A 25,039-nucleotide genomic window follows, 5' to 3' on the forward strand; every position below is an offset into this window, starting at 1 on the left:
AGCTGCCAACACGCCCGACTACCCTCTATTAGTTCGAGTGCATCACAGCACCAGAGGTCAACCCGGGATCGGGGCGTCCGTCATGCTACTGTTTGAGTCCGTGTTTCCGGTACCGAATGTCGCTGGACAGTGTGAATCACTGCACCGAGTTCCTAGCGCCCTCGAGAACTCACTTGGTCATCCGCCGGGTACACAGCACTGGACTAACTTCATGGACGACCACACCTATGTTGCCGACGCCCGCCATCCACCGCGGCTCCCTGGCTGAAAGACCGCGTCAGATCTCCGAATTGAGCTCCGGATGGGACATCTTTGTGGACTACTTACCTGGCTATTGGCTGTGCATGGTCATGGACAGGCCGCCCGCTCCAAGTAGGGGTAGGGAAATCCGAGGCCACGGCAACTCTAGCTGAATCTGCGCGCCTTCCTTGTGACCGGTGTACTGAAGTGGCGGGGAAGCTGGGGAATCTGGAGCATTCACCACTTCCTTTCTACCGAACCGCCTTCTGGGGGAGCGACGCTGGGACCGGACAGAATGAGCAGGGTCATAGGCGACAGCCAGTAGTTTCACGTGAAACACTCCACTGTGCCCCTCTACCCTTGAGGAAACTCGAGGTGAATGAACCTGCGGTCCGCCAGTATTCGGCAATGGAAGGCCAGCACCAATAATGTGCAACATGCTGCGGAGCCACGCAGAGTGAATTGCCATACCCCCCGCAGCCGGCAGGACGGCTGCAAATCCGGCTACACAATGGCAGGGGAGGACTACCCACAATGGAGGCCGCGCCGGCCCGCAGACGATTGAAGGCAGGCCCTCGGGCCTTCTGGACGTCTCGCAATGGCACGACCCCGGACAAACTGGGTTGTACGCTACGTACGGCAAGTGCCAGCGCGCCTGACAGGGCTAAGAACGAAAAAGGCCCGATTCTCAATGAATCGGGCCTTTCCTCAGGCATCAGTTGGTGGAACCGGGAGCCAATACGTCCATGATCCGGTTCAGGTCCTCAACGCTGGCAAACTCGATGCTGACTTTGCCTTTCCTTACGCCAAGGGAAATCTTGACGTTGGTATCGAGACGGTCTGAAAGCGACGAAGCCAGGTAGTCCAGCCGCTCGTGCCTTGCGCCGGGGCGCGGAATGTTGCTCTTGGTTGGGGTGGCAGGGTCCTGGTAGAGGGTCAGTGCTTCCTCTGTTGCACGAACAGACATCCCTTCGGCGACGATTCTCTGGGCCAGGCGTTCCATGGCTGCCGCATCAGGAAGCGACAGAAGTGCCCTGGCGTGACCGGCTGAGAGAACTCCGGCAGCTACGCGGCGCTGCACCAGCGGGGGCAGCTTCAAGAGTCGAAGTGTATTGGACACCTGCGGCCGTGAACGGCCGATACGGTCCGCCAGCTGCTCATGGGTGGTACCGAAGTCCTCCAGGAGCTGCTGGTAGGCCGCGGCCTCTTCCAGGGGATTCAGCTGGCTGCGGTGAAGGTTCTCCAGCAGAGCATCACGCAGAAGGTCGTCGTCCGTTGTATCCCGGACGATTGCAGGGATGGTTTCGAGCCCCGCTGCCTGCACGGCACGCCACCGGCGTTCACCCATGACAAGCTCGTACGGTTTGCTACCGTCTTCGGTTGAAGTGCGCACCACGATTGGCTGCAGCACACCGATTTCCCGAACTGAGTGGACCAGCTCTGCCATGTCGTCTTCGTCGAAGACACTGCGGGGCTGCTTACGGTTAGGGTGAATATCGGCCACGGGGATCTCCGCGAAGCGGGCCCCCGGAACCTGCACGAGTTCAACGCCGGAGTCCGCGGGACGGATCACGTCGGCGGGTGAAGCTACAGCCTTGCTGTCTGCAACTTCAGCAGCAGGCGTTTCCGGCGCCGGGGCGGGGTCAGCCGCCGTCTCAGACTGGTTGACGGAAGACTTCCTGGCGGGAGCCTTTTTCTCGGGCGCCGCAGCAGCTGCAGGAGCAGCGTTCTTTTCGTCATCGCTGCTCTTGTCCGCAGCCGAATTTGCAGCTCCGGGTTTAGATGAGGACCGGCGCGCGGCACCGGCAGCGGAATCCTTGGCCTGGGTCCTGGCAGCGGCGGGCGCTACGGGCGCTGCAGGCTGCTCCGCCGGCTCCGTCTTTTTCCGGCCCTCGGGGAAGAAGAGGTCCACAGGCCGGGAAACCGCACCGCCGTTACCGGAGGACCCATTGGCTGCGGCGGAACTTGGAATCAGCGCGCCAAGACCGCGGCCTAGGCCCCGTCGCTTCTCGCTCATGGGTAAATCCCTCCAGTGTTAGAGCCAGGCCCAGCCTGGCTCCGTGCGTTTCGGTATTGAAGATTCTAGCGTTCGGCTATTTCAGCAGCGGCTTCCAAGTAGGACAGCGCACCACTCGATGAAGGGTCGTACGTCATGACCGTCTGCTGGTAGCTGGGGGCTTCGGAGATCCGCACGGACCGCGGAACTACGGCCGAGAGTACCTGTTCGGGGAAGTGCTGGCGTACCTCCGCGGCTACCTGTGCAGCGAGGTTGGTGCGGCCGTCGTACATAGTAAGCAGGATGGTGGATACAACAAGGTCCGCGTTAAGGTGCTTCTGGATCATCTCAATGTTCTTGAGGAGCTGGCTAAGGCCTTCCAAGGCGTAGTACTCGCACTGGATGGGGATCAGCACTTCATTGGCCGCACAAAAGGCATTCACCGTCAGCAGGCCCAGGCTGGGCGGGCAGTCGATGAAGACGTAGTCCAGGCGCTCTTCGCCGTTCTTCTCGCGCGTCTTCGCGTAGACATCGATAGCGCGCCGCAACCGCTGTTCACGGGCAACGAGCGATACCAGTTCAATTTCAGCACCGGCGAGGTGGATCGTGGCCGGCGCGCAAATGAGCTTGCCGATGTCCGGGCAAGGGGCAACAACATCAGCCAGCGGTACATCGTTGATCAGGACGTCGTAGATGCTGTCCACGTCTGCATGGTGCTCGATTCCCAGTGCGGTGGAAGCATTGCCCTGCGGATCGATATCGATAACCAGGACGTTCAGCCCGGCAGCGGCCAGTGCGGCGGCGATATTCACGGTGGTGGTGGTCTTGCCAACGCCGCCCTTTTGGTTGGACACGGTGAAGATCCGGGTCTTTTCAGGGCGCGGAAGCTTTCGTCCCACCAAGCGCTCGCGTCGCTTCGTCTCATGGGCGAGCTCGCGTGCGATTGGACTTGAGTCATCGATGGCGTCGATGACGTTGGAACGACCAGCTGCGGTTGTTTCACGTGAAACTGCCGACCCGGAAGAAGACGAGGCAACCGTTTTAGGATGGTTACCGCCCCTGCCGGGAGCCATGGCGGTGCCAGCCAGTCCTGACCCAGCGACAGAACGTGCCGACCCCAAGGACACAAACGGCGGGATCCGTTGTGCGGAGGCTTCACTACTGGTCACTGGGGCACACTCACTCTCGTTCAGCCAATTTTGCTGCCGTTGTCTAGCCTAACTGCTCCGGCCTGCTGACAGCCGTCAGCGGGCCCGCGCTAGGACTTCTTTTGGGACTTATTCACCACGATGCGGACCACCGTGGTTGGCTCCTCCAGGAGGTTGTCACCCACAGTCAGCACCGAGGTCTCGACACCACCCAGCTTGCGGATGGTCTTGGCCGCCTTTTCGATCTCTTCACCGGCGCTGCGGCCCTTGATGGCCACCACTTCACCGTGCCCACCCAGCAGCGGGATGGTCAGGCCGGCAAGGTTGGTCATCGCAGACACGGCGCGGGCCGTCACCACGTCGGCATCCACATGTCCTACCGCCAACTCCGCGCGGGTGCGCATCACCGTCACGTTGTCCAGACCCAGGTCATCAACCACTTCCTGGAGCCAGATCACCCTGCGCTCCAAGGGTTCAATGAGGGTCAGCTCAAGGTCGGGACGCGCGATCGCAAGGCAGAGGCCAGGCAGGCCGGCGCCGCTTCCGACGTCGGCCACATGGCTCCCGTGGGCAATCTCGCTTTCGATGACAGCGCAGTTGAGCACGTGGCGGCTCCACAGCCTTGGAACCTCCCGTGGCCCAATCAGGCCCCGTTCCGTCCCGGAAGTGGCCAAGTGCTCCACATAGCGCTTGGCCAGCTCGAGGCGATCGCCAAAGATCTTCTCAGCAGCGCGGAGTTCTGCTGCCGTGATGTCAACCATAACTATTGGGTCAGCATTCTCTAGTCTGCGGAAACAACAATGTGGCGTCCGGCGCCTTCGCCCTCGGACTCGCTGACCAGGCCAAGATCGGCCACTGCGTCGTGGACGATTTTGCGTTCGTAGGCGCTCATCGGCTCAAGTGCCACCGACTTGCCGGTTTCCTTTACGGAAGCTGCGGCGTCTTCGGCAATCTTCTGCAGGTGGCCGCTGCGTTCCTGCCGGTAGCCGTTGATGTCCAGGACAAGGCGGGAGCGGTTCTCTGTGGCGGACAGGACCGCCAGCCGGGTGAGCTCCTGAAGGGCTTCAAGGACCTCACCGTCTTCGCCGACCAGGCCTTCCAGCCCCTCAGCTTCGTCCTCGGCAACGATGGAAATGTAGGTCCGGCCGTTGCGGACCTCGATGTCGATGTCGCCGTCAATGTCGGCGATATCCAGCAGTTCCTCCAGGTAATCGGCTGCGACGTCGCCCTCTTCCTCGAGGCGGCTGACGGCGGAGACCTTGGCGGAGGAATCATCCTGGCTCACGGACTCGTCCTGATCTTCGATCTCTTCAGAAAGGGCGTGCTCGGTGCTCTCGGCTGACATTACTTCTTCTTCCTGTTCTTGCGCTGGGGCTGGACACGCTGTGCCTTAATCTCAACTGCGGAGGAGCCGGCGGCCTCGGCTGCTTCATCGCGCTTGCCGGTGAGGACGGACAGGGCAGGCAGGCCCTTGGCGGCACGGCGTTCGGCGAGGGCCTTGGCTGCGGGGGATCCCGGCGTCGGCATGCGGCGGATGACGAAGAACTGCTGGCCCATGGTCCAAAGGTTGGTGGTGGTCCAGTAGATCAGGACGCCGATGGGGAAGTTGATGCCACCCACGCCGAAGACGATGGGCAGGATGTACAGCATCATCTTCTGCTGGCGCATGAACGGGCTGGCCATGGCTTCTTCAGACATGTTCTTGGCCATGATCTGCTTCTGGGTGATGAACTGCGAGGCCGTCATCGCCAGGATCATCACGATGGACAGGATCCATACGGACATCTGGCTGCCACCGCCGCCGTGAAGCAACGAGGCGGACAACGGTGCACCAAAGATGCTGGAGGCATCGAACTCCACCACCTGCTCGTGGCTCATCGCACCGATGCCGGCGCCCTGGTCCTTGGCCTGCGAGATGCCGGACAGCACCTGGAACAGTGCAAAGAAGAAGGGCATCTGGATCAGCATGGGCAGGCACGCCGAGAACGGGTTAGTCCCGTGCTTCTTGTACATGGCCATCTGTTCCTGGGCCATGGCCTGCCGGGACAGTTGGTCGGTCTTGCCCTTGTACTTGTCCTGCAGCTTCTTCAGGTCAGGCTGCAGCAGCTGCATGCCGCGCTGGGCCTTGATCTGCTTGACGAATACCGGGATCAGGGCGGCACGGATCACCAGCACCAGCCCGATGATGGACAAAGTCCAGGTCCAGCCGTTCTCGGCGGGCATCCCGATGGCGCTGAGGCCATCGTGGAATCCAATCATGATGATGGAAACCAGCCACTTGAACGGGGCCATGATTGTTCCAAAGAAGTCCATACTTATCCCTATTCGTCAGGCCGCACTGCGGCCTTCTTCATCAGTCCGAGCAACCAGGTACTTGTCCGGATTGTTCAGCACAACAATTGTGGGGGTCCGGCCTGCTGGCCATTCCCGGCGGCCGGCGGGGACATGATCCACTCCGCCGGCGTTCCATGGGTGGCAGTGGCCAAGGCGCCGGGCTGCAAGCCAGCTTCCCTTGACGGCGCCGTGGACGGTGACCGCTTCAAGGGCATAGGCCGAGCATGAAGGGAAAAATCGGCAGACCGGGCCGTACAAGGGAGAAACCACCTTGCGGTAGGCCATCAGCAGAAGAATGAGGATGTTCCGGGGCAGGTTCCAGAGGAACTTCCCGACGGCGGCAGTCACATTGCGGAAACGGGCGACGACGGCGGTGGCATTAGGCACGCAGTGTCCCCTCCTGTGTTGTACCGGCCGAACCTTTGGCGGCAACCCGCGAAGGGCGGCCAGCCAGCCGGTTCAGCGTAGATTCCAGTGCAGCGTTGTAGTCCGACAGCAGCTGGTCCCAGCTGGCGGAGGCGGACGCAGGAAGCGCCCGCACCACGATAGCGAGTCCCGTACCGTGCTCGCGCAACGATGCAGCACCCGCTTCTCTCAGTCTCCTCTTAACGAGGTTCCTGACTACAGCGTTCCCTACACTCTTGGAAACAATGAACCCAATCCGGCTGGGTTCGTCGGCAGCAATGGCTGCCGCATATAACACTACGTTCCGGCGCCCATTGCGGACACCGGAACGTACAGTTGTTGAAAAATCGGTTGGGGTCCTCAAGCGGTTGCGGGCGGCCAGCACCTTAAACTCGCAAAGGAATGTCTACCGACAAGCCAGTTATTTAGGCCGACAGTTCGGTGCGGCCCTTGCCACGACGGGCTGCCAGGATGGCACGGCCGGCACGGGTACGCATACGAAGGCGGAAGCCGTGCTTCTTGGCTCGACGGCGGTTATTCGGCTGAAAAGTCCGCTTGCTCACGTTAGTTACTCCAGTGGATCAAAGGTGCGCCCACCCGATCAGTAAGGGGAAGAACTGGCCGACGCTAAGTTTTGTATATGCACGCTTCCCCCGTCTGCCCCAGGCGCTAAGCGCTTGGATGTTCAGATGGGGCCAAAAAGCGGACACAAAGGACTTCACAACGTTAGGGCAATTTGCGGCCCCGAGTCAAACCGGAGCGGCCCTTCACGGCTATCCCCAGCTGTTCCTAAGTATCCCCAACAGCCTGTGGATGAAGTGGCTCACAGAGGTGCTTTCAGAACCACAACCGTGTAATTATCCACAGCCGGATAGCCAGCTATCTTCTAGGCTTTTCATCCCCTAGAGTGTCCCAGTAGCCGATTATCCACGGACTGTGCATAACCCTGTGGATTAAGCTGGGCCAGCACCCTGGTTCCGGACTTGGGGCTGCAGGCAATGCAGGCATAGCAAGTTTGAGGGAACCGATTGATGACAGTAGACGAAGCCAACCACGCCAATACTGTCGGAAGTTCCTGGCGCCGGGTTGTCAGCCTGCTGGAACAGGATCACCGGGTATCGCCACGCCAGCGGGGTTTTGTCATCCTTGCCCAGGCGCAAGGCCTCATCGGTTCCACGCTCCTGGTTGCCGTTCCCAACGAACTCACCCGTGAGGTGCTCCAGACCCAGGTCAAGGAAGCCCTTGACGATGCACTGCACAACGTCTTCTCCGAAGACATCCGCTGCGCCATCGATGTGGATACCGATCTGGTTCCCATCCATGAGGAGCCCGAACCCGTCGTCGAACCTGCTTTCGCACCGGACCAGGTCATCGAGCAGAAGCCGCAGCCCATGCTGCCCAGCACGTCGCACGAATTCGGCCGGCTGAATCCCAAGTACGTCTTCGATACCTTCGTGATTGGTTCCTCGAACCGTTTTGCCCACGCGGCCGCGGTTGCCGTAGCGGAGGCACCAGCCAAGGCATACAACCCGCTCTTCATCTACGGTGACTCCGGACTGGGCAAGACCCACCTCCTGCACGCAATCGGCCACTACGCACGTCGGCTGTACAGCGGGATCCGCGTCCGGTATGTGAATTCGGAGGAATTCACCAACGACTTCATCAACTCGATCCGCGATGACGAGGGCACGAGCTTCAAGACCACCTATCGCAATGTGGACGTCCTGCTGATCGATGACATCCAGTTCCTGGCCGGCAAGGACCGGACGCTGGAGGAGTTCTTCCATACCTTCAACGCCCTGCACAACAACAACAAGCAGGTAGTCATCACCTCTGACCAGCCGCCCAAGCTGCTGGCCGGGTTCGAGGACCGCATGAAGTCCCGCTTCGAGTGGGGCCTGCTGACGGACATCCAGCCGCCGGAACTCGAGACGCGAATTGCCATCCTCCGCAAGAAGGCACTGAGCGAGGGCCTGTCGGCCCCGGACGATGCCCTGGAGTACATCGCTTCGAAGATCTCCAGCAACATCCGTGAACTCGAAGGTGCCCTGATCCGGGTTACGGCGTTCGCCAGCCTGAACCGCCAGCCGGTGGACGTAGCCCTTGCCGAAATGGTCCTGAAGGACCTGATCACCGACGACGGCGCCCAGGAGATCACGTCCGCCCAGATCCTCCAGCAGACGGCTGACTACTTCAAGCTCAGCATGGAAGAACTGTGCAGCAAGTCCCGGACGCGGACGCTGGTGACCGCACGACAGATCGCCATGTACCTCTGCCGGGAGCTGACGGACATGTCGCTTCCCAAGATCGGGCAGGAACTTGGCGGCCGTGACCACACCACCGTCATCCACGCCGACCGGAAGATCCGCGAGCTGATGGCCGAGCGCCGTGTGATCTACAACCAGGTGACCGAGCTGACCAACCGGATCAAGCAGCAACAGCGCGACTCCTGAATCCACACCGCGACGGGCACTCTATACCTTATTAACAGGGGGATGTGGATAAGCCTGTGGATAGTTAAGGGGACAAGCGCGCTTAATGGGCTTAAAACCCTTAAGGCGTCTGTGGATCGTCAAAAACGGGTCTTTGGGTTGTCCCCATCCACACCCTGTTTAAAACCCACTTAACGCACAGTCCGTGAACAGGGCTTAAGCGCGGAACCGTGCGGCAGGACCGGGTTATCCACAGTTTCCACAGCAGTTATTAACACTACTAATCCCAAAAAATTGAAATCCCTCAAACAACAAGAACGATCCGCCCGTCCAACAGGGGGCCTGCCGGCCCCACGGCGGGCCGGGCCTGAGCCCGGGGGATGGGTTAATCCCGGATCTTCCGGCTAAGCTGTCAGCAGCGCTCCCATCCCTGGGTTTTCGTGTGGGTTCTGTCTCCGCGGACCATGCACCAGGCGGGATCCGCCCAACTTCTTCCGGAGTTTCCTGCGGGATTCCCGGGTTTACATGGCAGCAGCAATGAAAGGCGGCACCCTTCCGTGAAGTTCAGAGTCGATCGGGACGTCCTGGCAGAAGCCGTCACCTGGACAGCCCGGTCGTTGTCTCCGCGGCCACCGGTGCCTGTCCTCTCCGGCCTGCTTTTGAAAGCTGAAGCAGGAACCGTTAGCCTTTCCAGCTTTGACTACGAGACCTCGGCGCGGCTTGAAATCACGGCAGACATCAGGGACGAGGGCACCATCCTGGTATCCGGCCGCCTGCTCGCCGACATCTGCCGCAGCCTGCCGTCCGCGCCCGTAGACGTGGAAACCGACGGCAACAAGGTCACGCTCACCTGCCGCCGAAGCAGCTTCCACCTGGCAACCATGCCTGAGGCCGAATATCCACCCCTGCCTTCCCTGCCGGCCATCAGCGGGACCGTTCCGGGCGACGCCTTTGCCCAAGCCGTTTCCCAGGTCATCATCGCTGCAAGCAAGGACGACACCCTCCCCATCCTCACCGGCGTCCGGATGGAGATCGAAGACGACCTGATCACGCTCCTCGCCACCGACAGATACCGGCTCGCCATGCGTGAAGTCCCGTGGAAACCGGTCACGCCGGGCATCTCCACCAGCGCACTGGTCAAGGCCAAAACCCTCAACGAGGTAGCCAAGACACTTGGCAACAGCGGGGACATCAACCTCGCCCTGTCCGACGACGACAGCCGCCTCATCGGCTTCGAAAGCGGCGGACGGACCACCACTTCATTGCTGGTGGACGGCGACTACCCCAAGATCCGGTCGCTGTTTCCTGAGTCCACCCCCATCCACGCCACGGTCCAGACCCAGGAACTGGTCGAAGCTGTCCGCCGTGTGTCGCTCGTGGCCGAGCGCAACACACCGGTCCGGCTTGCCTTCTCCGCAGGCCTGCTCAACCTGGATGCCGGCACCGGAGAGGACGCCCAGGCATCGGAGGAGCTTGAGGCACAGCTGTCCGGTGAGGACATCACCGTCGCCTTCAACCCGCATTACCTGATCGAGGGACTCAGCGTCATCGAGACCAAGTTCGTCCGGTTCTCGTTCACCACGGCCCCCAAGCCCGCCATGATCACAGCCCAGGCAGACGCCGACGGCGAGGACCAGGATGACTACCGCTACCTGGTGATGCCGGTCCGCCTTCCCAACTAGTCGCCACCCTCCCACCAGCGCAGAAAAGAGATCCACTATGCACATTGGACTGATCGGTCTCGGCAAAATGGGATTCAACATGCGTGAGCGCCTGCGCAAGGGAGGCGTGGAAGTCACCGGCTATGACCGGAACCCGGACGTGACTGATGCCGCCAGTGTCGATGACCTCATTGCTGCCGTGCCGGCGCCAAGGATCATCTGGGTCATGGTTCCTTCGGGGGCCATCACGGACGCCGTGGTGACGGAGCTCAGCGAAAAACTGCAGCCGGGCGACCTTGTCATCGACGGCGGCAACTCCAGGTTCACCGAGGACCAGAAGCACGGCGAACTCCTTGCCGCCAAGGGGATCAGTTTTGCCGACTGCGGCGTCTCGGGCGGAGTGTGGGGCCTGCAGAACGGTTACGGGCTGATGGCCGGCGGCGATGCCGCAGACATCGAGCGGGCGTTGCCCGTCTTCGATGCGTTGCGTCCGGAAGGTGACAGGGCGGACAGCTTTGTGCACGTCGGCGGCATCGGGGCGGGCCACTACGCCAAGATGGTGCACAACGGGATCGAGTATGGCCTGATGCAGGCGTACGCCGAAGGTTACGAACTTCTTGCCGCCAAAGACATTGTCACCGACCTGCCCGGCACCTTCCGGGCATGGCAAAAGGGAACGGTGGTCCGTTCATGGCTGCTGGACCTTATGGTCAAGGCCCTTGACGAAGACCCGGGCCTGGCGTCGATTGACGACTACGTGGAGGATTCCGGAGAAGGCCGCTGGACGGTGGAGGAAGCCATCGCCAACGCGGTGCCCGCCCCTGCCATCACTGCCGCATTGTTTGCCCGTTTCGCATCCCGGGAAGACACCTCGCCCGCCATGAAGATGGTTTCCGCGCTGCGCCACCAGTTCGGCGGCCACTCCACCCGACCCGCCAAGTAGCACCCACCGGGAACCAGCAGAGTTCCCAGAATTGCCGAAAACCGCGTGTATCTGGAACACCTTTCACTGACCGACTTCCGCAGTTACGCCCAGGTGGACCTCACCCTGGGGCCGGGCGTTACTGTCCTGGTGGGATACAACGGAATAGGCAAGACCAACCTGATGGAGGCCATCGGTTACCTGGCCACGCTCAGCTCGCACCGGGTGAGTTCCGATGGCCCCCTGCTGAGGTTTGGAACGGAACGTGCATTGGTGCGTGCGCGGCTGGTCAGGGGCGCCCAAACCACGGTCCTTGAGCTGGAAATCAATGCCGGCCGTGCCAACCGGGGCCGCATCAACCGCAGCAACCCGGTGCGTGCCCGGGATATTCTTGGAATCTGCCAGACCGTCCTGTTTGCGCCGGAGGACCTGGCATTGGTCAAGGGCGATCCATCCAACCGCCGCCGGTTTCTTGACGAACTATTGGCAAGCCTGATCCCGCATCATGCCGCCACCCGGAGTGATTATGACCGTGTCCTGAAGCAGCGCAACGCCTTGCTCAAGTCAGCGCGGGCCGGAAAGTTCACCGCGGCGCATGAATCCACTTTGGACGTGTGGGACCAGCACATGGCCCGGGCCGGAGCGGCATTGCTGCACGCCCGGCTGGAGCTGGTGGAGCGGCTCCGCCCGCACCTTGCCCGGGCCTACGCTGAACTCACGGACGCGTCCAAGCCCGCAGACGCCACCTACCGGTCAACACTCCAGAACCACATGGACGACGACGGCGTTCCGGCAGGAAGCGCGCAGCGCGCCACGGACGGAGGTTCTTTGGAAGGCCAGGATGACCTACGCCTTCTTTCCGTCGAGCAACTCACGGAACGGTATATCCAGGCGTTCGCGGAATCGCGCAAGAAGGAATTGGAACGGGGCATATCCCTGGTTGGCCCGCACCGTGACGAACTGGAGCTGATGCTTGGGCAGGCTCCCGCGAAGGGGTATGCCTCGCACGGTGAAACCTGGTCCATGTGCCTGTCCCTTCGGCTGGCCTCGTACTACGTGATGCTGGACGATGCCCGTACCGGCGGTTCCGCTCCCATCCTCATCCTTGACGACGTCTTTGCCGAACTGGACGTCCAGCGGCGGCGTAAACTGGCGGCAATAGTCTCCGGCGCGGAACAGGTCCTGGTGACCGCCGCCGTCGACGCCGATATTCCGGAAGAGCTGTCCGGGCGGCGGGTGAAGGTTATCCCGGGAGGTATCGATGAGCAGTGACCACGGCGGCGGCCTGCAGCCCGGCCGGGAGCCTGACGACATCGATGCCCCGCAAGCCGCGTTGAACCGGATGCGCGAAGCCGCGGCTGCGCGGGGAGAAGTCCGCCGGAAAGTGGTACGGCCGGGTTCACAGAAGGCTAAAGGCAGCATCCGGGACACCCGCGGCTTCAGCCAGTTCCATGCCACCGGCCGCGACCCGCTGGGCTTGGGGAAAGTGGTTGGGCGGCTGGTAGCTGAGCGGGGCTGGACGTCACCTGTTGCAGTTGGCTCGGTCATGGCGGAGTGGGCCACGCTGGTGGGGCCGGAAATCTCGGCCCATTGCACGCCTGAAAGCTTCACCGACACCACCCTGCACGTGCGGTGTGATTCCACCGCCTGGGCCACCCAACTTCGGCTGCTGAGCACCAGCCTGCTCGACAAATTTCGCCGGGAATTGGGCGATGGCGTGGTGACCAGCATCCAGGTGTTGGGACCGTCGGCACCAAGCTGGCGCAAGGGCGGACGCAGTGTCAACGGCCGTGGTCCCCGGGACACTTACGGATAGCTCGGGCCGGCAGCTCTTGAAACTGCGCGCCAGGGCGTGTAGGGCGCTGTAGGGACCGCGGCGTGTATAGGCACCCGGAGGGCGTACCGCTGGGCCGCCCTAGGCGCGGCCAAGAGCCTCGCATAGCTATCTTCACAGGCGCCGAAGGCCCTGGAATGCAGGGATATGTGCTGGTTCACGGTAGAATTGACGCAGATAACTGGGCGCGGATGAAACGTTGACATCAGTCCGTTCTCCGCGCGCTTTCCGCGCGCGGAGCGTGGATCACCAACCGTCAGCAGGTCACCGGCGCCATAAGTTTGTGCCTGTTGGCGGGTGGCTTTTCCCTGGGGAAGAGCAACCGGCCGGCCATCATCGAGAACAGAGGAGTCGCAGCGCCTGTGGCTAACGACAATACAGATATTCTGGCAGCAGATACACCAGTCGAGGATGGCCGCACTCCTGATACCCCAGCTGCCGCAACCCGCCCCCGGGAATACGGCGCCAGCGACATCACCGTCCTCGAGGGCCTCGAGGCTGTCCGCAAGCGTCCAGGCATGTACATCGGTTCCACTGGACCGCGCGGCCTCCACCACCTGGTCTACGAGGTGGTGGATAACTCTGTGGATGAGGCGCTGGCCGGATACTGCAGCCACATCGAAATCGTCCTGCAGGCCGATGGCGGCGTCAAAGTGGTTGATGACGGCCGCGGCATTCCGGTGGACATGCACCCCACCGAACACAAGCCCACCGTCGAGGTGGTCATGACCATCCTGCACGCCGGCGGCAAGTTCGGGGGCGGCGGATACGCAGTTTCCGGTGGCCTGCACGGTGTGGGCATTTCCGTGGTCAACGCCCTGTCCAGCCGGGTGGACACCGAAGTGCGCCGTCAGGGGCACGTCTGGCGGATGTCCTTCGCCGACGGCGGCAAGCCGCAGGGCAGCCTGGTCAAGGGCGAAGAGACAGACGCCACCGGCACCACCCAGACCTTCTACCCGGATCCGGCAATTTTCGAAACCACCGAGTTTGATTTCGAAACGCTGCGTGCCCGCTTCCAGCAGATGGCTTTCCTGAACAAGGGCCTGCGGATCACCTTGACGGATGAGCGCGCGGCAGCCGGTGACGACGGCGACGACGACCTTGACCTTGACGACCTCAGCACCGAGGGCGAGGTCAGCGCTGAACACCGCACCGTGGTGTACCAGTACAACGAAGGCCTGCTTGACTACGTCAGGCACCTGAACTCGGGCAAGAAGGTGGAGGTGGTCCACGAGGACGTCATCGCCTTCGAAACCGAAGACACTGATCGCCGCATCGCCCTGGAAATGGCCATGCAGTGGACCAGCGCCTACTCCGAGAGCGTGCACACCTACGCCAACACCATCAACACCCATGAGGGCGGCACGCACGAAGAAGGCTTCCGCGCTGCCATGACGTCCCTCATCAACCGGTACGCCCGGGAAAAGGGCATCATCAAGGAGAAGGACGACAACCTCACGGGCGACGACATCCGCGAGGGCCTCACCGCCGTCATCTCCGTCAAACTGGCCGAACCGCAGTTCGAGGGCCAAACCAAGACCAAGCTGGGCAACTCCGAGGTGAAGGGCTTCGTCCAGCGCGTGGTCACCGACGGTTTGGGCGACTGGCTGGAGCGCAACCCCGGCCCCGCCCGCGACGTGATCCGCAAGGCCATCTCCGCCGCGCAGGCCAGGATGGCGGCGCGGAAAGCCCGTGACAACGCCCGGCGCAAGAGCCCGCTGGAATCCTTTGGCATGCCCGGCAAGCTTTCCGACTGCTCCTCCAAGAACCCGGAAAAATGCGAGGTCTACATTGTGGAGGGTGACTCGGCCGGCGGCTCCGCCAAGCGCGGCCGCAATCCCGAAACCCAGGCCATCCTGCCCCTCCGCGGCAAGATCCTGAACGTGGAGCGCGCCCGCCTGGACAAGGCCCTGGGCAATGCCGAAGTCCAGTCCATGATCACCGCCTTCGGTACCGGCATTGGCGAGGACTTCGACCTGGCCAAGCTGCGGTACCACAAGATCGTCCTCATGGCAGATGCCGACGTGGACGGCCAGCACATCACCACCCTGCTGATGACCCTGCTGTTCCGTTACATGCGGCCGCTGATCGAGAACGGCTACGTATACCTGGCCCAGCCGCCGCTGTACCGGATCAAGTGGTCCAATGCCCCGCACGACTACGTGTACAGCGACCGCGAACGCGACGCCAAGCTGGTGGCAGGACAGGCCGCCGGACGCCGCATCCCCAAGGACAACGGCATCCAGCGCTACAAGGGCCTTGGCGAAATGGACTACACCGAGCTGTGGGACACCACCATGGACCCTGATCACCGCACACTGCTGCAGGTCACCATGGACGACGCCCTCGCCGCCGACCAGATCTTCTCCGTCCTCATGGGCGAAGACGTGGAATCCCGCCGCAACTTCATCCAGCAGAACGCCAAGGACGTCAGGTTCCTGGACATCTAAGGACCCGCTCCAAAGTATTCGGAACCAGACATATACCTGAAACGGAAAATAACTAATGAGCGACGAAACCCCCGAGATTCCCGCCCCTGAGGCCGGAACTCCGGACACCGTTCTTGAAGGCGACGTGCTGATCGACCGCGTGGAACAGGTGGACCTGCAGACGGAGATGCAGCGTTCGTACCTGGATTACGCCATGGCCGTCATCGTGGGCCGTGCCCTCCCGGACGTGCGCGACGGCCTCAAGCCGGTTCACCGCCGCGTGCTTTACGCAATGTTCGACGGCGGCTACCGCCCGGACCGGTCCTTCAACAAGTGCGCCCGCGTGGTGGGCGAGGTTATGGGCCAGTACCACCCGCATGGTGACACCGCCATCTACGACGCCCTGGTGCGCCTGATCCAGGACTGGACCATGCGGTACCCGCTGGCCCTCGGCCAGGGCAACTTCGGTTCGCCGGGCAACGACGGCGCCGCCGCACCGCGGTACACCGAAACCAAGATGGCCCCCCTGGCCATGGAGATGGTGAGGGACATCGACGAGGAAACCGTCGATTTCCAGGACAACTACGACGGCAAGAACCAGGAACCCACCATCCTGCCGGCCCGTTTCCCCAACCTGCTGGTGAACGGCTCTTCCGGCATCGCCGTGGGCATGGCCACCAACATCCCGCCGCACAACCTCCGGGAAGTTGCCGATGGCGTGCAGTGGTACCTGGCCAACCCGGGTGCCACGCGCGAGGAACTCCTCGAGGAACTGCTGGTGCGGGTCAAGGGCCCGGATTTCCCCACCGGGGCCACCATTCTGGGCCATAAGGGCATCGAGGACGCCTACCGCACCGGCCGCGGATCCGTCACCATGCGGGCAGTGGTTGCCGTGGAGGAACTGCAGGGCCGCACGTGCCTGGTGGTCACCGAACTTCCATACCAGGCCAACCCGGACAACCTGGCCATCAAGATCGCCGAGCTGGTCAAGGACGGCAAAATCTCCGGCATTGCCGACCTCCGCGATGAAACGTCAGGACGCACCGGCCAGCGCCTGGTGATCGTGCTGAAGCGTGACGCCGTGCCCAAGGTGGTGCTGAACAACCTCTACAAGCACACCGAACTGCAGAGCAATTTCTCCGCCAACATGCTGGCCATCGTGGACGGGGTACCGCGGACCCTGAGCCTTGACGCATTCATCCGCCACTGGGTGACGCACCAGATGGACGTCATCGCCCGCCGCACCCGGTACCGCCTGCGCAAAGCCGAGGAAGAAGCCCATATCCTGCGGGCCCTCCTGAAGGCACTGGATATGCTCGACGAGGTCATCGCCCTCATCCGTGCTTCCAACACCACCGAAGCCGCCCGCGATGGGCTGATGGAACTACTGGACATCGATGAACTGCAGGCCCGGGCCATCCTGGACATGCAGCTGCGCCGCCTGGCCGCACTGGAACGCCAGAAGATCCAGGACCGGCATGCCGAACTCGAGGCCCTGATCGAGGAGTACAACGCGATCCTGGGTTCCGAGCAGCGACAGCGCGAGATCATCAGCGTAGAGCTGGGCGAAATCGTGGACAAGCACGGCGATGACCGCCGGACCAGGATCCTCATGGGCTACGACGGCGACATGTCCATGGAGGACCTGATCCCCGAAGAGGAGATGGTTGTCACCATCACTCGAGGCGGCTACGTCAAGCGCACCCGCAGCGACAACTACCGGTCGCAGCAGCGCGGCGGCAAGGGCATCAAGGGTGCCCAGCTGCGTGGCGATGATGTGGTGGAGCACTTCTTCGTGACCACCACCCACCACTGGCTGCTGTTCTTTACCAACCTGGGACGCGTTTACCGTGCCAAGGCGTACGAGCTGATGGAAGCGGGCCGGGACGCCAAGGGCCAGCACGTGGCCAACCTGTTGGCATTCCAGCCCGATGAGCACATCGCCCAGGTCCTGGACCTCAAGGACTACCAGCAGGCGCCGTACCTCGTGCTTGCCACCAAGAGGGGCCTGGTAAAAAAGACCAGGCTGGAGGATTACGACACCAACCGCTCTGCAGGCGTGATTGCCATCAACCTGCGTGACGGTGACGAACTGGTCTCCGCCCAGCTTGTCTCGGAAACGGACGACCTCTTCCTGGTATCCCGCAAGGGCCAGTCGATCCGCTTCACCGCCACGGACGATGCCCTGCGCCCCATGGGACGTGCCACGTCCGGCGTTACCGGCATGAAGTTCCGCGAGGACGATGAACTGCTGGCCGCGGATGTCGTCACCGACGGTTCGTTCGTCTTCATTGTGACCGAAGGCGGCTATGCCAAGCGCACGGCTGTGGAGGAATACCGCCTCCAGGGCCGCGGCGGCCTGGGCATTAAGGTAGGCAAGTACCAGGAAGAACGCGGCCACCTGGTGGGTGCACTCATCGTCCATGAAGAGGACGAAGTCCTGGTGGTCATGGAGGGCGGCAAGGTTGTCCGGTCCTCCGTTGCCGGTGTTCCGGCCAAGGGCCGCGACACCATGGGCGTCATCTTCGCCAAACCGGACAAGAATGACCGGATTATCGAGGTGGCGCGCAACAGCGAACGCGGTCTTGAGGACGATGAATCCACCGGGGATGACGTAACGTTGGCTGAAGATGGCGGGACCGCTGGGGAATCCGCCGCGCCAGCAATGGCAGAAGAATCACCGGCCGTTGAGTCAGAGGACGCCTCGGGCGACGCTGAGCCGAACGAAGACAACACGGAGGTAACGAGTGAGTAATTCCGACTCATTTCCCAAGCCGAACAGTACTGTTCCCGACGGGAACCGGCCTTCAGCGGCGCCCCGCGTGAACGCCCCCGTTCGTCCGCAGCAGCGCCCCGCGGCGCCGGCAGGCGCTCCGGGCCAGCGCCCCGCTGCCCCGGGCCAGCGCCCCCAGCAGGGGGACCGTCCCGTGCAGCCAGGCCAGCGCCCCTTCCAGGGCCAGCCCGGGCAACGTCCGGCACCGGCTGGACAGCGTCCTGCGCAGGGCGCCTCCAGCCAGGGAACACCTGGCCTGGTCAAGCCGGCACCGAAGGCGAAGGTCCGCCGGGCCCGGCTGCTGATCAGCAAGGTGGACCCGTGGTCCGTCCTGAAGATGGCATTCCTGCTCTCTGTGGCACTGGGAATCGTCACCGTGGTGGCCGCGATTGTCCTGTGGACGGTCCTGGACCTCACCGGGATCTTTGATCAGGTGGACAGCCTGCTCGGTACGCTGGCGGGCTCCGAGAGCGGCGGCTTCGAACTGAAGAAGGTTGCCTCGCTGGGGCAGGTGGCATCATTCGCCACCATCATTGCCGTGGTCAACGTCGTCCTGCTCACGGCACTGTCCATGCTTTCGGCTGTCCTCTACAACATCTCCGCCACCCTGGTGGGCGGCATTGGCGTGACCCTCACCGACGATTAGGAGGCCATTTTCGCCGGCTCCGCACCGGCGAAAAGGCCCGATTTGAGATCGGGCCGGGGTGTGCTGTAAAGTCATGTCTCGGCCCGATGAGGGATCGGGGCGTATAGCTCAGGCGGTTAGAGCGCTTCGCTGATAACGAAGAGGTCCCAGGTTCAAGTCCTGGTACGCCCACGGAACCTGTGCAGGTTTCAAACGGAGGTTTGGTCCGGTTTCATCCGGTACCTGGCCGGAACGGGGAGCACGTGAAGAAGTTGCTTGTACTGGCAGCAGCAATCGCAGGCTTCCTGGTCTACCGGAAAGCACAGGAATCTGAAGCCCGGAAGACAGTCTGGAGCAAGTCAACCGATACGGTGGACTAGCCGGAACACCCACCCCGGGAGCCTGTCAAGAGGCTCCCTGGTTCTAGGGTATGATGGACGGGTTGCTTCTTATGGGGGCATGGCGCAATTGGTAGCGCACCTGCTTTGCAAGCAGGGGGTTCGGGGTTCGAGTCCCCGTGCCTCCACCATAAGAAAGTCCCGGTCAGCGGAAACGCCGGCCGGGACTTTTTGTTTTCCGTTTCCAGAAGGAACCAGCGCAAGGGGGCTGCAGTGAACTTCTTTTTCGCGGCCCTGGGCGTCCTGGGCGTTGCATCGTCCGGACCCTTGATCGCGGCCACGCTTGGCGCCACGAGCGTCAGCGCCCTTGCCATCGCCTTCTGGCGCAACGCCATTGGTGCCGCTGTCATGGCCACTCCCACCCTTGTTCGGGAGCCCGGCCAGTTCCGCAGGATCAGCCGCCGCGAGTTCCGCTGGTCCATGCTGGCCGCCGTCGCCCTTGCCCTGCACTTTGCCTGCTTCATCACCTCGCTGCAGCTCACGTCCGTAGCAGCGGCCACAGCGCTGGTCTGCCTGCAGTCAGCCTGGATTGCTGTCTTCCAGCTGTTCCGCGGCATCCGCCACCGCTGGCAGGTCCTGGCCGGGCTGGGGATCGCCTTCGGCGGTGTCGTTGCGATCACCGGCTTCGATATGGGGTCCTCCCCGCAGGCCCTCACGGGAGACTTGCTGGCGATGGCCGGCGGCGCGCTTGCCGGCCTCTATACACTCGCCGGAGGCAAGGCCCGGCAAAGCATGACCACCGGAACCTACACCACACTCTGTTACGGAATGTGTGCCGCCCTTGTGGCAGTGCTGGCCCTGTTCGCAGGCCAGCCCCTGGCAGGGTTCGAGCCGGCAGGATGGCTGGGCATCGCAGCCATCACCGTCTGCGCCCAGCTGGTGGGCCACACTGCCTTCAACCACCTGCTGGCTACCATGAGCCCGCTCATCGTCTCCATGATCATCCTCCTGGAAATCCCCGGGGCAGCGCTGTTGGCGGCTGTGTTCCTGCACGAGACGCTGCCTGCGGGCACTTACGCGGGGCTCGGACTGATCCTGGCGGGACTCGCCGTCGTGGTCCTGGGCCAAAGGAGCGGCAGGCGCGGCAGCCGGGGAACGGCACCCCAGGAGGAACCGCCGTCGGAACGCCTTGCCGGGCTGGGGACTGACTGAGCGCTATTGGCCGCCGCGGCGGACTGGCTGGGCTGTATTGACGGTGTGGATGGCCCGGAGGAGCTTGGCCGGGAAATACACCGAGAAGAAGACCACCATGGGGGCCTTGAGCGCCATCTTCCTGACGTTGTGGGCCTTGTAGGTCCGGTCGAAGCGGGTGACGTAGTAGCGGTAGTCCCGCGGTGAATCCTCCAGCCGCCGTGCGGACATCCCGGAGACCATTTGCGGCCAGTAGCGCACCGGCAGCTCATGGTCGGCCAGGTGCAGGGACAAATCGATGTCCTCGTGCATCTCGTCCTTCTCGTCCCGGCAGGTCTCGGAACGGATGGTTTCCCAGGCCGTGGCGCGCAGGGCCATATTGGAGCCAAACAGGAAATGGTACTGGTGCTTGGCCAGCTTCAGCATGAGCTGGCGCATTTTGTCGTCTGCCTTGAGCCCAAAGCGGCGCATCGGCATGTCGTAGTAGACCACGGGGCCGGTGGCAGCCTGGACGGAGTGGTCCGCAAAGGCCTTCTGCACCTGCTCAACCCAGTCGGGTTCCACAATGGAGTCTGCGTCGATCCGCCCCAGGATGTCCCCGGTGGCACTGTCCAGCCCGAAATTCCGGGTGGGGATGAGGCCCTGTTCCCGGTCCTGGCTTAGGAGGATGATGGGGCTCTCCGGATACTCAAGCTGCATCTGGCGGACGATGTCGGCGGTCCGGTCCTTCGAAAGGTTGTCCACCACGATGATCTCGTGGGCAGGGACGGACTGATAGATCGCAGCTATCAGGCACTGCCTGATCACGCTCTCCTCGTTGTACGCCGGGATGACGATAGACACGCGGAGCTGTACGGCTGCGTCGTTCACGGCATCCCCAGAGGATCGATTGGCTGACATCACTTCAAATCTAGCATCCGGGCCATGACCTGCCGCGGACGGTAGTGCATCGATGGGGGGCGTCCCGCGGGTTTGTCTCGGCCGGTTCGGGAGCCTGCCCACGGCATGCAAAAGGGCCCCGCCCTAAGGACGGAGCCCCCTCAATGCTGTGTGAAGACTAGGCCTGGTTGCCCTTGTCTTCCTTGGCAGCCGTCTTGGCCTCGTCGGCTGCGGTTTCCGCACCCGCCGCAGCGTCGTCGGCAACGTGCTTGGCCTTGTCAGCGGCGTCGGCGGACTTTTCCTTGACGCTGTCCGCTGCGTCGGCCGCCTTGTCGGCGACGGCGGTGGTGGCAGAAGCCGCCGCGGAAGCACCCTTGTCAGCGGCGTCAGCGGTGTTTTCCTTGACATCGCTGACGGTCGTGGCAGGAACGGGGGCAGGAGTCGGCGTAACCGGCGACGGAGTCTTCCAGGGATCCTCCACCGGCTTGGATGCCTTCCAGGCCGCAACGCCCGCAGCCACGGCGGCCGCAACAACCCCGAAGATCAACCAGCCGCGCTTCTTGGGCTTCTCCGGCTGGGCCAGCTGCACATCCACCGCACGGCTGGCTCCCGCTGCGGCTGCCTTCAACTGCGTGCCGGTTGCCTGGGCCTGCTCCTGGAGTGCGTGGATGATTCCCACGTCGCCCAGTTTCTGTGCCACGGCGTCAACCCGTGCGGGGGTGTTTTCCAGGGTGCGGTGAACTGCACCGGACGCCACGCCGATCTGGTCCGAGAGCCTGGGCAGGTACTCCACCACCACCCGGTCACGGGCATTCAGGACAACCGGAGTGGCCTTGTCCAGGGCTTCGTGCAGCTTGGGCGATGCGCCTTCAACCACGTCATTGATCTTGGGGGCCAGGTGGGCCAGTCCATCCTGGATCCGGGGAGTCACGGTGGCAACACCGTCGGCCAGGCTGTGGGCCGCCGTCTTCAGGCCTTCCTGGATCCTGGGAGATGCGGTATCAAGGCTCTGCTGCAGCCGGGGAACAGCCCAGTCCACGGCAGCTTCCACCCGGGGGGCCGCCCAATCCTTCGCATTTTCCACCGCACTGGTTACCGACTGCTCAAGGTCACGGGCAATACGATCCGATTTCTTCACAACTACCTCCCGATTAATGTGACGGTTCTGTCGTTAGCCTACGTGCCCAGATCATCACGAGCTATTCACTTTGCGGATTTTAGGGGGATTTCACCCAGCGCGGAACTGCCCCCGCAGCCGTGGCTGCCCGGAACCGGCATGAAAGAATCAACCTATGACTGCCATCGCAACTGCAAAAGCAACCATCCACACCAGCCTCGGCGACATCGTGGTTAACCTCTTCGGCAACCACGCGCCCAAGACGGTCAAGAACTTCGTTGGCCTTTCCACCGGCGAGCAGGCGTGGACCCACCCGGAATCCGGCGAGGACAAGACCGGCACCCCGCTCTACAACGGAACCATCTTCCACCGCATCATCAAGGACTTCATGATCCAGGCGGGCGATCCCCTGGGCCGTGGAACCGGTGGCCCCGGCTACCGCTTCGACGATGAGATCCACCCGGAGCTGAGCTTCAACCAGCCCTACAAGCTCGCCATGGCCAACGCCGGGATCCAGATGGGCAAGGGCACCAACGGTTCACAGTTCTTCATCACCACCATTCCCACGGACTGGCTCCAGGGCAAGCACACCATCTTCGGTGAAGTGGCTGACGACGAATCCAAGAAGGTTGTCGACGCCATCGAGGGTGTCCGCACCGGCATGGGCGACCGCCCGGTTGAGGACGTCACCATCAACAGCATCGATATCGAACAGCTGTAACGCCGCACCATGAGTTACGGAATTCCGTCGGCCGAGCCGTCCGCCCAGGCCCCGGTCTGCCCCCGGCACCCGGACCGGCCGTCCTACGTGCGCTGCCAGCGCTGCGGGCGCCCCGCATGCCCGGACTGCCAGCGGGCGGCCGCCGTCGGATTCCAATGCGTTGACTGCGTCAACGAAACAAAACGTACGACGCCGGAAGTACGGACCGTCTATGGCGGTGCCGTTGCCACCGGCAAGCCTTTGGTGACGTTCGGCATCATCGCAGCCTGCGTTGTTGTCTACGCACTGCAAATGCTCATTCCCGGCGACTGGGTGTACAAGCAGTTCGCCTATAACAACATCTTTGCCGCCCCGCAGTACGGGGCTTTCGAGCCCTGGCGGATGCTGACGTCTGCCTTCCTCCACTCCCCGGATTCGCTGCTGCACATCCTGTTGAACATGTATACGCTCTGGATTTTCGGCCAGGCCCTGGAACCCGTCCTCGGCCGTGTCCGCTTCCTGGCGCTGTACCTGATTTCAGCGATCGGTGGTTCAGTGGGTTACCTGCTGCTCAACCCCGTGCTGGTGCCGGGGCAGGGCCTGGTGGGGCTGGTGGGCGCCTCCGGTGCCATCTTCGGCCTCTTCGGCGCCATGTTGCTGGTCCAGCGGCAGCGCGGCGGCGATACCCGGCAGCTTTGGGTCCTGATCGCCATCAACGGCGTGATTGGATTCCTGATCCCCCACATTGCCTGGCAGGCCCACCTTGGCGGCCTCATCACCGGCGGCCTCTGCGCCGCGGTCCTTGCCTACGCGCCGCGCGGGCGCCGGCAGGGCCTCATCCAGGCACTGGGCCTGGCCGCTGTGCTTGCGCTGCTCCTCGCCGTGAGCTGGGTGCGGGTAACGCTTTAGCCCAGACCCTCGTTATGCCCCCGACACCCGCTGGCGCCGGGGGCATAGTTGTTTTCCACAGTGCTTATCCACAGTGTTGGTAACTTACATTGCTGTAGTTCAACCGCCGTTTTCCCGCTGACCGGCACGGGACGTGCCCGCTCACGGAAACTGGCCCACGTCTTTCCACATCTGTGGATAACCTGTGGGGATATCGCTGTGTGTAAGTGGATAAGAACGGCTTTTGCCTCAGCTCTGTGGAAAACCACGCCGATAAGCCCCGTTGCTGGCCCCCTTACTGACCCTTGCAGCAGGTTACTAACACGTTGTGCACAGTGTTAACAACTGACAGGGGTGTGGTTTCGACCCCGTCTCAGCCTGCCTGAGTAGGGGGAATCAGCCCATGCTGGAAGAATTTCCACGCCGTTTCCCACAGCTGTGGATAACTTGTGGGTATCGCGGTGTTGAGAAGTGGACAAGCAGCAGCGGCTGCGTCTGGTGTCCAGCCTATGATGGTTGCCTGCCAAGCCGTTCAATCGACAAGGACACCCGTGAGCACCACCGAGCACCTGTATCTCGACAAACAGCATCCGGCCCTTTGGAGGGCGATCAGCGGCCTCGGGCTGAAGGTGCAGGAAGCAGCGGAAGAAGCCGGCATTGGACCAGGGCTGCTGGAACTCCTGAACGTGCGGATTTCCCAAATCAACGGCTGCGCCTACTGTTTGGACCTTCACGTGCGGAAGGCCGCCGAGGCCGGAGAAAGTCCCCAGCGGCTGGCGGTGCTGCCCGCATGGCGGGAGACCGCACTGTTCACGGACAAGGAGCGTGCCGCGTTGGCCCTGGTGGAAGGCATCACCGAACTCCGGGACCAGCGGTCAATGGAGCACGCGGAGGCCTACGCCCGGGAGTGCCTTACCGCCGAGGAGTTTTCAGCAGTGAGCTGGGTGGCAGTGACGATGAATGCGTTCAACAGGGTGTCCATTACCAGCCACCACCCGGTCAGGAGGGAGCGTCCGTAATCCCGGGAACTTCAGCGCAGGACGTCCATCCACTTGGGCGCCCCGGGTTATCCACAGGTATTCCACATTGTTAATAACCACATTCGGCCGGCTCGTTTGAAGAAAAAC

Annotated in this window: 22 protein-coding genes, 2 tRNA genes and 1 pseudogene; 15 read left to right on the forward strand and 10 right to left on the reverse strand. The window is 62.6% G+C overall.

Features of this window, described 5'->3' with window-relative positions; translation table 11 throughout:
* Nucleotides 1-955: 955 nt before the first annotated feature.
* From ACTAQI_RS16630 to rpmH, 8 genes are all read right to left on the reverse strand, one after another.
* The gene (locus tag ACTAQI_RS16630) at nucleotides 956-2,257 is read right to left on the reverse strand and encodes a ParB/RepB/Spo0J family partition protein (RefSeq protein ID WP_457947325.1); all 1,302 of its coding nucleotides are present in this window, start codon (nucleotides 2,255-2,257) and stop codon (nucleotides 956-958) included.
* A gap of 65 nt (nucleotides 2,258-2,322) precedes the next feature.
* Nucleotides 2,323-3,405: a ParA family protein gene (locus ACTAQI_RS16635; RefSeq protein ID WP_457947326.1), complete on the reverse strand. Its 1,083-nt coding sequence runs from the start codon at nucleotides 3,403-3,405 to the stop codon at nucleotides 2,323-2,325.
* Between the two features lie 89 nt (nucleotides 3,406-3,494).
* On the reverse strand, nucleotides 3,495-4,145 hold the full coding sequence (gene rsmG, locus ACTAQI_RS16640) for a 16S rRNA (guanine(527)-N(7))-methyltransferase RsmG (protein ID WP_457947327.1): 651 nt from the start codon (nucleotides 4,143-4,145) through the stop codon (nucleotides 3,495-3,497).
* A 20-nt stretch (nucleotides 4,146-4,165) separates the two neighbouring features.
* Nucleotides 4,166-4,729, reverse strand: a complete 564-nt coding sequence (locus ACTAQI_RS16645; protein WP_457947329.1) for a Jag family protein — start codon at nucleotides 4,727-4,729, stop codon at nucleotides 4,166-4,168.
* Nucleotides 4,729-5,697 (reverse strand): membrane protein insertase YidC, encoded by a 969-nt coding sequence (yidC, locus tag ACTAQI_RS16650; RefSeq protein ID WP_457947331.1) that lies wholly within the window; start codon nucleotides 5,695-5,697, stop codon nucleotides 4,729-4,731. The genes ACTAQI_RS16645 and yidC overlap by 1 nt, the downstream gene beginning before the upstream one ends.
* Before the next feature lie 15 nt (nucleotides 5,698-5,712).
* Nucleotides 5,713-6,105, reverse strand: coding sequence for a membrane protein insertion efficiency factor YidD (yidD, locus tag ACTAQI_RS16655; protein ID WP_457947332.1), 393 nt, complete (start codon nucleotides 6,103-6,105; stop codon nucleotides 5,713-5,715).
* Nucleotides 6,098-6,508: a ribonuclease P protein component gene (rnpA, locus tag ACTAQI_RS16660; RefSeq protein ID WP_457947334.1), complete on the reverse strand. Its 411-nt coding sequence runs from the start codon at nucleotides 6,506-6,508 to the stop codon at nucleotides 6,098-6,100. Before rnpA ends, yidD begins: the two co-directional genes overlap by 8 nt.
* Before the next feature lie 40 nt (nucleotides 6,509-6,548).
* Complete coding sequence (gene rpmH, locus ACTAQI_RS16665; RefSeq protein ID WP_003800212.1) at nucleotides 6,549-6,686, reverse strand: 50S ribosomal protein L34; 138 nt, start codon at nucleotides 6,684-6,686, stop codon at nucleotides 6,549-6,551.
* Nucleotides 6,687-7,154: 468 nt separating this feature from the next.
* On the opposite strand from rpmH, the gene dnaA reads away from it, so the two are divergent.
* The 12 genes and pseudogenes from dnaA to ACTAQI_RS16725 all read left to right on the forward strand — a co-directional run bounded on the left by dnaA (nucleotide 7,155) and on the right by ACTAQI_RS16725 (nucleotide 20,349).
* Nucleotides 7,155-8,576, forward strand: a complete 1,422-nt coding sequence (dnaA, locus tag ACTAQI_RS16670) for a chromosomal replication initiator protein DnaA (RefSeq protein WP_142131989.1) — start codon at nucleotides 7,155-7,157, stop codon at nucleotides 8,574-8,576.
* A gap of 536 nt (nucleotides 8,577-9,112) precedes the next feature.
* Complete coding sequence (gene dnaN, locus ACTAQI_RS16675; protein WP_457947335.1) at nucleotides 9,113-10,237, forward strand: DNA polymerase III subunit beta; 1,125 nt, start codon at nucleotides 9,113-9,115, stop codon at nucleotides 10,235-10,237.
* Between the two features lie 31 nt (nucleotides 10,238-10,268).
* Nucleotides 10,269-11,159 (forward strand): annotated as a pseudogene (gene gnd, locus ACTAQI_RS16680) (phosphogluconate dehydrogenase (NAD(+)-dependent, decarboxylating)); the annotation flags it as partial.
* 45 nt (nucleotides 11,160-11,204) lie between these two features.
* Nucleotides 11,205-12,410 carry a DNA replication/repair protein RecF gene (gene recF / locus ACTAQI_RS16685; protein WP_457947336.1) on the forward strand — a complete coding sequence of 402 codons (1,206 nt, stop codon included), beginning with the start codon at nucleotides 11,205-11,207 and terminating at the stop codon, nucleotides 12,408-12,410.
* Complete coding sequence (locus ACTAQI_RS16690) at nucleotides 12,400-12,954, forward strand: DUF721 domain-containing protein (protein WP_457947337.1); 555 nt, start codon at nucleotides 12,400-12,402, stop codon at nucleotides 12,952-12,954. Before recF ends, ACTAQI_RS16690 begins: the two co-directional genes overlap by 11 nt.
* Before the next feature lie 380 nt (nucleotides 12,955-13,334).
* Nucleotides 13,335-15,422 carry a DNA topoisomerase (ATP-hydrolyzing) subunit B gene (gene gyrB, locus ACTAQI_RS16695; protein ID WP_457947339.1) on the forward strand — a complete coding sequence of 696 codons (2,088 nt, stop codon included), beginning with the start codon at nucleotides 13,335-13,337 and terminating at the stop codon, nucleotides 15,420-15,422.
* Nucleotides 15,423-15,477: 55 nt separating this feature from the next.
* The gene (gyrA, locus tag ACTAQI_RS16700; RefSeq protein ID WP_457947341.1) at nucleotides 15,478-18,156 is read left to right on the forward strand and encodes a DNA gyrase subunit A; all 2,679 of its coding nucleotides are present in this window, start codon (nucleotides 15,478-15,480) and stop codon (nucleotides 18,154-18,156) included.
* Complete coding sequence (locus ACTAQI_RS16705; RefSeq protein ID WP_457947343.1) at nucleotides 18,149-18,820, forward strand: DUF3566 domain-containing protein; 672 nt, start codon at nucleotides 18,149-18,151, stop codon at nucleotides 18,818-18,820. Before gyrA ends, ACTAQI_RS16705 begins: the two co-directional genes overlap by 8 nt.
* A gap of 97 nt (nucleotides 18,821-18,917) precedes the next feature.
* Nucleotides 18,918-18,991, forward strand: a tRNA-Ile gene (locus tag ACTAQI_RS16710).
* 71 nt (nucleotides 18,992-19,062) lie between these two features.
* Nucleotides 19,063-19,179, forward strand: a complete 117-nt coding sequence (locus ACTAQI_RS16715; RefSeq protein WP_210411329.1) for a DLW-39 family protein — start codon at nucleotides 19,063-19,065, stop codon at nucleotides 19,177-19,179.
* A gap of 73 nt (nucleotides 19,180-19,252) precedes the next feature.
* Nucleotides 19,253-19,328, forward strand: a tRNA-Ala gene (locus ACTAQI_RS16720).
* Between the two features lie 82 nt (nucleotides 19,329-19,410).
* A complete protein-coding gene (locus ACTAQI_RS16725) occupies nucleotides 19,411-20,349 on the forward strand; it encodes a DMT family transporter (RefSeq protein ID WP_457947345.1) in 939 nt (312 codons plus the stop codon).
* A 3-nt stretch (nucleotides 20,350-20,352) separates the two neighbouring features.
* On the opposite strand, the gene ACTAQI_RS16730 is transcribed toward ACTAQI_RS16725, so the two are convergent.
* Both ACTAQI_RS16730 and ACTAQI_RS16735 read right to left on the reverse strand, forming a co-directional pair.
* A complete protein-coding gene (locus tag ACTAQI_RS16730; RefSeq protein WP_457947346.1) occupies nucleotides 20,353-21,228 on the reverse strand; it encodes a glycosyltransferase in 876 nt (291 codons plus the stop codon).
* 157 nt (nucleotides 21,229-21,385) lie between these two features.
* Complete coding sequence (locus tag ACTAQI_RS16735) at nucleotides 21,386-22,345, reverse strand: hypothetical protein (RefSeq protein WP_457947348.1); 960 nt, start codon at nucleotides 22,343-22,345, stop codon at nucleotides 21,386-21,388.
* Between the two features lie 154 nt (nucleotides 22,346-22,499).
* On the opposite strand from ACTAQI_RS16735, the gene ACTAQI_RS16740 reads away from it, so the two are divergent.
* From ACTAQI_RS16740 to ACTAQI_RS16750, 3 genes are all read left to right on the forward strand, one after another.
* Nucleotides 22,500-23,045 carry a peptidylprolyl isomerase gene (locus tag ACTAQI_RS16740; protein WP_457947349.1) on the forward strand — a complete coding sequence of 182 codons (546 nt, stop codon included), beginning with the start codon at nucleotides 22,500-22,502 and terminating at the stop codon, nucleotides 23,043-23,045.
* Nucleotides 23,046-23,054: 9 nt separating this feature from the next.
* Nucleotides 23,055-23,933, forward strand: a complete 879-nt coding sequence (locus ACTAQI_RS16745) for a rhomboid family intramembrane serine protease (protein ID WP_457947351.1) — start codon at nucleotides 23,055-23,057, stop codon at nucleotides 23,931-23,933.
* A gap of 530 nt (nucleotides 23,934-24,463) precedes the next feature.
* Complete coding sequence (locus tag ACTAQI_RS16750; protein WP_457947352.1) at nucleotides 24,464-24,931, forward strand: carboxymuconolactone decarboxylase family protein; 468 nt, start codon at nucleotides 24,464-24,466, stop codon at nucleotides 24,929-24,931.
* The last annotated feature ends 108 nt before the right edge of the window (nucleotides 24,932-25,039 follow it).

The sequence above is a fragment of the Pseudarthrobacter sp. alpha12b genome (assembly GCF_054130495.1).